The sequence below is a fragment of the Stenotrophomonas pictorum JCM 9942 genome (genome assembly GCF_001310775.1).
GTDB lineage: Bacteria > Pseudomonadota > Gammaproteobacteria > Xanthomonadales > Xanthomonadaceae > Stenotrophomonas > Stenotrophomonas pictorum.
Genome location: NZ_BAZI01000097.1, coordinates 1 through 8,575, shown reverse-complemented (window position 1 = coordinate 8,575; position 8,575 = coordinate 1). Strand labels below are relative to the sequence as shown.

The window sequence follows — 8,575 nt, the reverse complement described above, 5'->3', positions numbered from 1 at the left end:
GAACTCGTCACCCTGCGGAATGCGGGCCAGGCAGTAGTCCACCGGTTCGCCATCGACCAGCAGGATGCGTTTGTCGCCGGCGCTGATATCGGGGATGAAGCGCTGCGCCAGGGCCAGATGGCGGCCGCCGTCGGTGAGCGTTTCCAGGATGACATTCAGATTCGGGTCGCCGGTGCCGCTGCGGAAGATCGAACGTCCGCCCATGCCGTCCAGCGGCTTGAGCACCGCCTGCCCGTGCTCCAGCACGAAGGCCTTCAGTTCGGCCGCATCGCGGCTGACCAGCGTCGGCGGGCAGCACTGCGGGAACAGCAGCGCGGCCAGTTTTTCGTTGAAGTCGCGCAGGCCCTGCGGATCGTTCACCACCAGCGCACCAGCGCTCTGGGCGAGGCTCAGGATCTGGGTGTCGTAGAGATATTCGCCATCGAACGGGGGGTCCTTGCGCATCAGCACCAGCTGGCCGGGGCCAAATGCCAGGGGCGCGAATCCACCCAGGGTAAACCAGTCGGCCTTGTCATCACGCACCTGCAGCGGCGCAACATGGGCTACGGCCTTGCCAGCGTGCAGTGACAGGCCGCCCGGGCGTACGTAGTGCAACCGGTGGCCACGGCGCTGGGCTTCCAGCAGCATGGCGAAGGTGGTGTCCTTGGCGATCTTGATATGGGCGATGGGGTCCATCACCACGATGACGTCGAGCGGCATGAATTCAAACCTTGCAGATCAGCGCACGATGGTAGCGGGTTCGTCCCTGGGGCGCCCAGTCCGAAGCGCGCGCAAGGACGCTAGAATGGCTGAATAGCGCTGCGCAGCAACCGTGACGGCCTTCACGCCAGACGGTCCGTCGCCCCCGGCATTGCGGCGGTGCTTGACAGTTCGCGGCGGTATTGGGATATAGATCGCTTTCGCAACCGCTTCACAATCTGGTGACGCGTTGCGTGCTCGGGGAAACAAAGCAATGGTTGAAAATATGACTGCGGGTGGGGAACTCGCAGGTTTGAGGGTCATGGTCATCGATGATTCGAAGACCATCCGCCGCACCGCCGAAACGCTGCTCAAGCGTGAAGGCTGCGAGGTAGTGACTGCGACCGACGGTTTCGAGGCCTTGGCCAAGATCGCCGACCAGCAGCCGCAGATCATCTTTGTCGACATCATGATGCCGCGGTTGGACGGCTACCAGACCTGTGCCCTGATCAAGGGCAATCAGCTGTTCAAGTCGACCCCCGTGATCATGCTTTCATCCAAAGACGGCCTGTTTGACAAAGCCCGGGGGCGCATCGTCGGCTCCGAGCAATACCTCACCAAGCCCTTCACACGCGACGAACTACTGGGTGCCATCCGCACATACGTCAACGCCTGACCAGGGGGAAAGGCACAATGGCTCGAATTCTGTTGATCGAGGACTCACCGACCGATCGGGCGGTGTTTACGCAATGGCTTGAAAAGGCCGGACATGAGGTCTTGACGGCGGACAACGCCGAAGACGGCCTGCAACTGGCCAAGAGCCAGGTGCCGCAGCTGGTGCTGATGGACGTGGTGCTGCCGGGGATGAGTGGCTTCCAGGCCACCCGCGCGCTGTCGCGTGATGCGACCACCCGCGATATCCCGGTGTTGATTGTCAGCACCAAGAGCATGGAAACCGACATGGCGTGGGGTATGCGCCAGGGGGCGACCGACTACATCGTCAAACCGCCGCGCGAGGACGACCTGATCGCGCGGATCAACAAACTGGTGGGCTGATGCGTTCTCCATTCGACATCCTCGAGCTTACGAGCGCCGCAGCTTGGCGCATGCGGTGCAGTTGCCGGAGCGCGAGTTTTCGCAGGATGTCTGGCGCGGGGTGGGTTACCGCGTCGGCAGCCGGCGTCTGGTGTCCGACTTCCGTGAAGTGGTGGAAATCGTGCCGATGCCGCCGGTCACACCGGTGCCGGGCGCGCAACCGTGGCTGCTGGGAGTGGGTAACTTGCGCGGGACGCTGTTTCCGGTGGTGGACCTGAAGTATTTCCTGGAAGGCGAGCGCACCGTGCTGCAGGAGGGCCACCGCGTGCTGATCATGCGGCAGGCTGGCGGTGACGTGGCGCTGAGCATTGATGAGCTCTACGGGCAGCGCAGTTTCCAGGGGGCGCAGCAGGTGCCGGCCGGCGACATCGCCCAAGGACGCTATGCGCATTTCGTTGAACGCGCGTTCCACGACGGCGGTCACGACTGGGGTGTCTTCTCGCTGTCGGTGCTTTCGCGCACTCCCGAATTCCGGCAAGCCGCCGCCTGAACGGCCGCTTGCATCTCCGTATCGAATACCGAGGTCGAACATGAGTACTGCTCCGGACACCGCCAAGAGCGGCAAGCTTGGCAACGTGGGAACCAACTTCTGGTTGATCCTGCTGGTCATATCTATGATTGTCTTCGGCGCCAATACCGGTGTGGCGACCTGGCAGGGCAGCCGTCTGGCCGGTGCCAGTACCGAAGCGGCCGACTTGCAGGTGCTTTCCCAGCAGCTGGCCAACCAGGGCCGGGAGGCGGTGAGCGGTAATCGCGACGCCTACAGCGCTTTCAAGGACACCCGCAGCCGCGTGGAAAGCGCCGTCAGCGGCCTGAAGGGCCGCTACGGCAACGAAGCCGGTGTGTCCAAGCCGTTGGGAACGCTGGTCGACACCTGGAAGCCGCTGTCCAAGAGCGCCGAGCAGATCGTGGCCAGTGAGCCGGCGGTGCTGGCGCTGGCCGGTAATGCCGACAGCTTCATCGGCGCGGTGCCGCAGCTGCAGGCCCAGTTGAACGAGGTCGTTCGCGCCATGACCGCCGGCAGTGCGCAGTCGGCGCAGATCTACAACGGTCTGCAGCAGGTGGTCGTCGCCGGCACCATGGCTCGCCGTGTGACCGAGATCCGCGCCGGTGGTGCCGGCGCCAGTGGCGCCGGTGATGCGCTGGCGCGCGACATGGTGGTGTTCTCGCAGGTGCTTGAAGGGCTGCGCCAGGGCAATGACGAGCTGGGTATCAGTCCGGTGCGCAATGCCGCCGCGCAGGTGGCGCTGGAACAGTCCGCCAACCAGTGGGCAAAGATGAAGAAGGACGCCGATGCGATTCTGGCCAGCTCGCGCCAGCTGTTCGCCGCGCAGTCCTCGGCCGCGGCGCTGACCGCCGGTTCGGACAAGATGCTGGCTGACAGCAAGAAGCTGTTCGATGCGTTCTCCGCTTTCGGCTCGACCCGTGATACACGCCTGTTCCCGAACTTCTGGTGGAGTGTGATCTTCGGCGGCCTGTCGCTGCTGTCCATCATCGGTTTTGTGTGGAGCTCGGTGCGCAGCCGCTCGCGTGAGCAGGATCTGCGCTACCAGACCCAGGTGGAATTCAACAGCCGCAACCAGCAGGCGATCATGCGGCTGCTGGACGAAATCAGCTCGCTCGGTGAAGGCGACCTGACGGTGAAGGCGTCGGTGACCGAGGACATGACCGGCGCCATCGCCGACGCTATCAACTACGCGGTGGACGAGCTACGCCACCTGGTGACCACGATCAACGACATCTCCTCCAAGGTGGCGGTGTCGGCCCAGGAAACCCAGGCCACCGCGATGCAGCTGGCCGAAGCGGCCGGTCACCAGGCCGACGAGATCACCAGTGCGTCGGACCGTATCGGCGAAATCGCAACCTCCATTGAGCAGGTCTCGCGCAACTCCACCGAATCTGCCGAAGTGGCACAGCGCTCGGTGGTGATCGCGACCGAAGGTGCCGGGGTGGTGCGTCAGACCATCCAGGGCATGGACCAGATCCGCGACCAGATCCAGGAAACCTCCAAGCGCATCAAACGTCTGGGTGAATCCTCACAGGAGATCGGCTCGATCGTGGAACTGATCAACGACATTTCCGAGCAGACCAACATCCTGGCGTTGAACGCCGCCGTGCAGGCGGCATCCGCGGGCGAGGCCGGCCGTGGTTTCGCGGTGGTGGCCGACGAAGTGCAGCGACTGGCAGAACGTACCTCCGGCGCGACGCGCCGGATCGAAGGTCTGGTGCAGGCGATTCAGGCCGATACCAACGAAGCGGTTACCTCGATGGAGCAGACCACCGCCGAAGTGGTGTCCGGTGCGCGCCTGGCCGAGGACGCCGGTACCGCGCTGACCGAAATCGAGCGCGTGTCCAACGCGTTGAACAACTTGATCAAAAACATCTCCATCGCCGCCAATCAGCAGGCGTCGGCGGCTACCGACATCACCCAGACGATGGGCGTGATCCGGCAGATCACCGGCCAGACCTCTCAAGGTGCGGGACAGACGGCCGATTCGTTGGGTCAGCTGAACCAGCTGGCCGCCGAGCTGCGTCGCTCGGTGGCCGACTTCAAGCTGCCGGCCTGAGCCGGTTGATCGGGCGGGGATGCAAAGGAATCAGCAGATGATGTGTCGTCATACCGCAAAGCAGGGCCGCCCGGACGGCATGCAATCGATGCTGTACAGGGGAGTGCGATGAGTACCTTGCGCGATGCCATGAGCCACGCGGCACTGGGCTGGGTGAAGCCGGAGCTGGATGAGACCCTGCGTCTGGTACGCAACGAGGTCGAGTATTTTGTCGAGGACCCGAGCGATACCAGTCGCATGCGCTTCTGTGCCGGCTACCTGCACCAGGTGCAGGGCACCTTGCGCATGGTCGAGCTCTATGCGCCGGCGATGGTGGCCGAGGAGCTGGAGTCGCTGGCCAACGCCGTGCGCGATGGTGCGGTGCCTGATCGTGACGAGGCCTGCGCCACGTTGATGCGCGGCACGGTGCTGTTGCCCGACTATCTGGAGCGCCTGCAGAACGGCCATCGGGATATCCCGATCGTGCTGCTGCCGCTGCTCAACGAGATTCGCAGCGCGCGCGGTGCCGAGGGCATCAACGAGAGCGTGCTGTTCGCCTTCAATCCCGATGCCGGTGATGCCAGCCCCGCCGAGCTGGAGCATGCCCGCGGCAGCCTCAGCGGGCGCAACCGTGAGCTGCTTGATACGGTCGGCAGCGCGGTGAAGGAAGAACTGCTGCGGATCAAGGATGCCCTGGATCTGCACATGCGCATGGGTGGGGCTCCGGCCGATCTGCAGACGCAGGTCAGCGAGCTGGGGGCCGTGGCCGACACCTTGGGCGTGATGGGCCTTGGCGTGGCGCGTGGCGTGGTGGTGCAGCAACGCGATGCCCTGCGCGAGGTGGTTGCCGGCACCCGCGCCATCGATGACAACCTGTTGCTGGATATCGCCGGCGCGCTGCTCTATGTGGATGCCTCGCTGGATGACCAGGTGGCGTACCTGGGCGCGAACCTGCAAGGTGACGAGGATCCCGGTGCGGTGGAAACGCGCCGCACGGTGGAAATCCTCGCCCATGAGGCCATCGCCAATTTCGCCGCCGCGCGCGAAGCGTTCGTCGCGTTCATCGAGACCAACTGGGACCATGAGCGCCTGCGGGAAGTACCGCGCCTGCTTGGCGAGGTTGCCGGAGCGCTGCGCATGCTGGATCTGCAGACGCCGGCGGACTACCTGCATGGCGTGCAGCAGTACATCGATATCGAACTGATCGGCCGCAAGCGCATTCCTGGCGGTCGCCAGCTCGACACCCTGGCCGATGCCATGGCCAGCCTGGAGTATTACCTGGAGGCCCTGCGCGAACGCCGCGCGGGTCGCGGGGAGATCCTGGAGATCACCCGCAACAGTCTGGAAGCATTGCGTTACTGGCCTGTTCCCAGTGCGGCATCGGCCGAGTTGCCGGACAGTCCTGTACCGGAGGGGGGGGGCGACGAGGTTGCCCCCACCAATGTGGTCGCCGCGGCAGAGCCGGCCGATACGCCTGCTGTCAGCGCGGATCCGCCCACCGCTGTGGAGCCGTTGGACGTTTCGCCGGAGCTGCCGGCACGGGCGGTCTATCCGCTGGTGTATGCCGAGGCCATTACCGGTAAGGCGGTGGCTGCGGTTGAGCCTCCGCCGCTGCCGTTCGGCGAGCAGGACAGCCCTGCCTCGCCATTTGATCCGGTTGCCGCAGAGGAAGACCCGGCAGTGCAATCGGCAAGCTACACGCTTGCGCCGATTGTCCTGGAAGGCGCCGGATCCGGACTGGACGAGATAGCCAGCCCGGAGCTGGAAACATTCCATTTCCATGCAGCTGGGCACAACCAGACGGCCTCGCCGTCCCAGCGCGACACCTTGCTCGATGCGGGTGCCGGCATGGACGTTGATCTGGCGCTGGTAGAGGACAACACCGCCACGGAAGAACAGCCGGTCTACACGTTCGATAGTGGCCCGTGGCAACTGGACGAAGTTCCGTCACCGACGGTTGAGCCGGTGGTCGAATGCATCGAGACCATGGCGGTCGACAGCGGTCCGTTCGAGCTGGAAGCAGCTGCGCCGGGTCCGGAAGAGGCCGAGCCCCAGCCGCCCGTGTTGGACGTTGTGCCGTTGCAGTCTTTCGCACCGGCATGGGAGATCCTTGACGACACCATCCACGCGACCCCGGCAGTTGAATCGCCAGATGACTCCGCCCCCGTCCCGCGCATGGACAAGATGGGCAAGAACGCGGTTGCATCCGCGCTGGCGATCGCGCTGGGCGATGTGTCCTCCACGCCGGCTGATGCCGACGCAGCCGCCGCTGGCGATGCCGGGTCGCCGGAGGATATCGAAGTGGCCGCGTTCATGGCCGAGCTCAATGCCGCTGCCGATGCGTTCGATCCGTTCGCTGCGCCGGCAACGGATGTGCAGCCTGCTGAAACCAGCGCAGAGTCTGTCCCGGTGCATGGGCCGGTCCTGGAAGGCGGGTTCGAAGACGGTGCCGACGAGATCGATCAGGACATCCGAGATGTCTTCATCGAAGAATTCGACGAGGAACTGGTCAACCTCGGCAACCTGCTGCCGGTCTGGCGCGCGTCCCCGGGCAATGTGGAACGTCTGCGTCCGGTGCGGCGCGTGTTCCATACCCTCAAGGGCAGTGGACGACTGGTCGGCGCACGTACGCTGGGTGAATTCAGCTGGAAGATCGAGAGCATGCTCAACCGCGTGCTCGATGGCAGCCGTCCGGCGAGCCCGGCCGTTGTCGCGATGGTCAACCAGGCCTACGAGGTATTGCCACAGCTGAATGCCGCGTTGCGCGGCACCGGCACCATCCGCGCGGATCTGCTGGCTATCCAGGATGTGGCCGATCGCGTTGCCGCAGGCGAGGAGGCGTTCTACGCGCCTGTGGTCGCAACGTCGACCCCCGCGGTATCTGCTGGTCCCGCGTCCGGCGTGGTGGAGATCGTCGAAGGTACACCGGCATCGGTGGACAGCGTACTGCGCGAAATCCTGGAAGCCGAGGTCGCGCAGCATCTGGCCACCGTCCATGACTGGCTGGATCAGGCACAGGTGCAACCACAGCCGGTGACGGAAGAACTGTTGCGCGCGGTGCACACCATGAGTGGTGCGTTCGCGATGACGGATGTGCCGGAAATCACGTCGGTAACGGCGCCCATGGAATCGTTCGTAAAGCGCTCGCTGGTGGCCGGACTGACGCCGGGTGGCGATGCGGTACAGGCATTGAGGGAGGCCGCAGCGGCGGTATCGACAACCATTTCCGCGTTGCAGCAGCCTTCCCCGTTGATTCCCTCGTTCGCGGCTTTGGCCGCCCGACTGGAAGCGCTTGTCGACACGTTGCCGGAGGCCAAGTGGCCACCGGTTGTCGACGAGACGTTCGAGGAAGATCGCTTGGCCGGGGACGTCGCGGCGGACGGCCTGGGTGTTGCCGGCAATGGCGCGCGGGTCGAGCTGGAACACACAGCAGCCGAGCTGGGCGGTGTGCAGGATCTTTCGGCTTACTTCGATCCCGGTTTCCTCGTTGATGCGCCCGATGCCGCTGCGGCAGCTGCTCCTGAAATCGGGCAGCCGACACCGCCTGTTGAGCCGAATGCGCCATTGGCCGAGGCATTTGCGCCGTCGCTTGTCGATGGCACCGACCTGTCTTCCGATACGCTGCTGTTGGATGTCCACAGCGAACAGGCCGTGATTGAGGAAATCGATGCCGGCATTGAAATGCCGGTCCGCGAAGAGGGCGGGGATGTTGTCGCTTCTTCGAATTCCGACAGCGACCTGTCGGTCCCCAGAGAGGACCTGACCGCGCTGGAGCCCGAGGTGGAGACAGCCGGTACCGTTTTGCAGCCGGATCCGCCGGTCGAGCAGGACAGCGCGGTGGATGCGCCCGACGCCCACGATGCTCCGGCTCCATCGCTGGCAGAAGCTTCCGGGTTGGTCGGGGAAGATGCGGCGGGCGAGAGTGATGGCGTGGAAGCCGTTGATGCGCCGGCGCAGGATGTCGCCTTCGCTACGAGCCCGGCGGTTTCCGTGGCGGATGTCGCCATGCCGCCACAGGTGGATGATCTGCCGTTGCCTGCCGCGGATGAAGAAACGGCATTGGGTGAGCCGGAGTTGTTGCAGCCGCTGGCCGCGGATGCGACTGAGTCTGAGCGTGACCAGGAAGCGATTGAAGTTTCAGCGGAATCGCTTGACTCGGACGTAGATGCCATCACGCTGGAAGCCGAAGCCGAAGCCGAAGCCGAAGCCGAAGCCGAAGCCGAAGCCGAAGCCGAAGCCGAAGCCGAAGCCGAAGC

At 64.6% G+C, this 8,575-nt stretch carries 5 protein-coding genes and 1 pseudogene; 5 read left to right on the top strand and 1 reads right to left on the bottom strand.

From position 1 onward, the window contains the following. On the bottom strand, positions 1 to 699 hold a 699-nt coding region (gene gshB, locus JCM9942_RS06995), incomplete at its 3' end, for a glutathione synthase (protein ID WP_054658685.1). A gap of 253 nt (positions 700 to 952) precedes the next feature. Here gshB and pilG point away from each other — a divergent pair. From pilG to JCM9942_RS06970, 5 genes and pseudogenes are all read left to right on the top strand, one after another. Continuing rightward, on the top strand, positions 953 to 1,354 hold the full coding sequence (gene pilG, locus JCM9942_RS06990) for a twitching motility response regulator PilG (RefSeq protein WP_054658683.1): 402 nt from the start codon (positions 953 to 955) through the stop codon (positions 1,352 to 1,354). A 17-nt stretch (positions 1,355 to 1,371) separates the two neighbouring features. Beyond that, positions 1,372 to 1,734 (top strand): response regulator, encoded by a 363-nt coding sequence (locus tag JCM9942_RS06985; RefSeq protein ID WP_054658681.1) that lies wholly within the window; start codon positions 1,372 to 1,374, stop codon positions 1,732 to 1,734. Then, positions 1,734 to 2,263, top strand: a pseudogene (locus JCM9942_RS06980) (chemotaxis protein CheW). The gene JCM9942_RS06985 and the pseudogene JCM9942_RS06980 overlap by 1 nt, the downstream one beginning before the upstream one ends. 40 nt (positions 2,264 to 2,303) lie before the next feature. Further along, positions 2,304 to 4,340 carry a methyl-accepting chemotaxis protein gene (locus tag JCM9942_RS06975; protein ID WP_054658679.1) on the top strand — a complete coding sequence of 679 codons (2,037 nt, stop codon included), beginning with the start codon at positions 2,304 to 2,306 and terminating at the stop codon, positions 4,338 to 4,340. A gap of 108 nt (positions 4,341 to 4,448) precedes the next feature. Next, positions 4,449 to 8,575, top strand: a 4,127-nt coding sequence (locus JCM9942_RS06970) for an Hpt domain-containing protein (RefSeq protein WP_218185465.1), incomplete at its 3' end; no start/stop codon positions are given.

Coding starts and splice junctions, on each gene's coding strand:
- pilG (WP_054658683.1), top strand. CDS start 953: ATGGTTGAAAATATGACTGCGGGTGGGGAACTCGCAGGTTTGAGGGTC.
- JCM9942_RS06975 (WP_054658679.1), top strand. CDS start 2,304: ATGAGTACTGCTCCGGACACCGCCAAGAGCGGCAAGCTTGGCAACGTG.
- JCM9942_RS06985 (WP_054658681.1), top strand. CDS start 1,372: ATGGCTCGAATTCTGTTGATCGAGGACTCACCGACCGATCGGGCGGTG.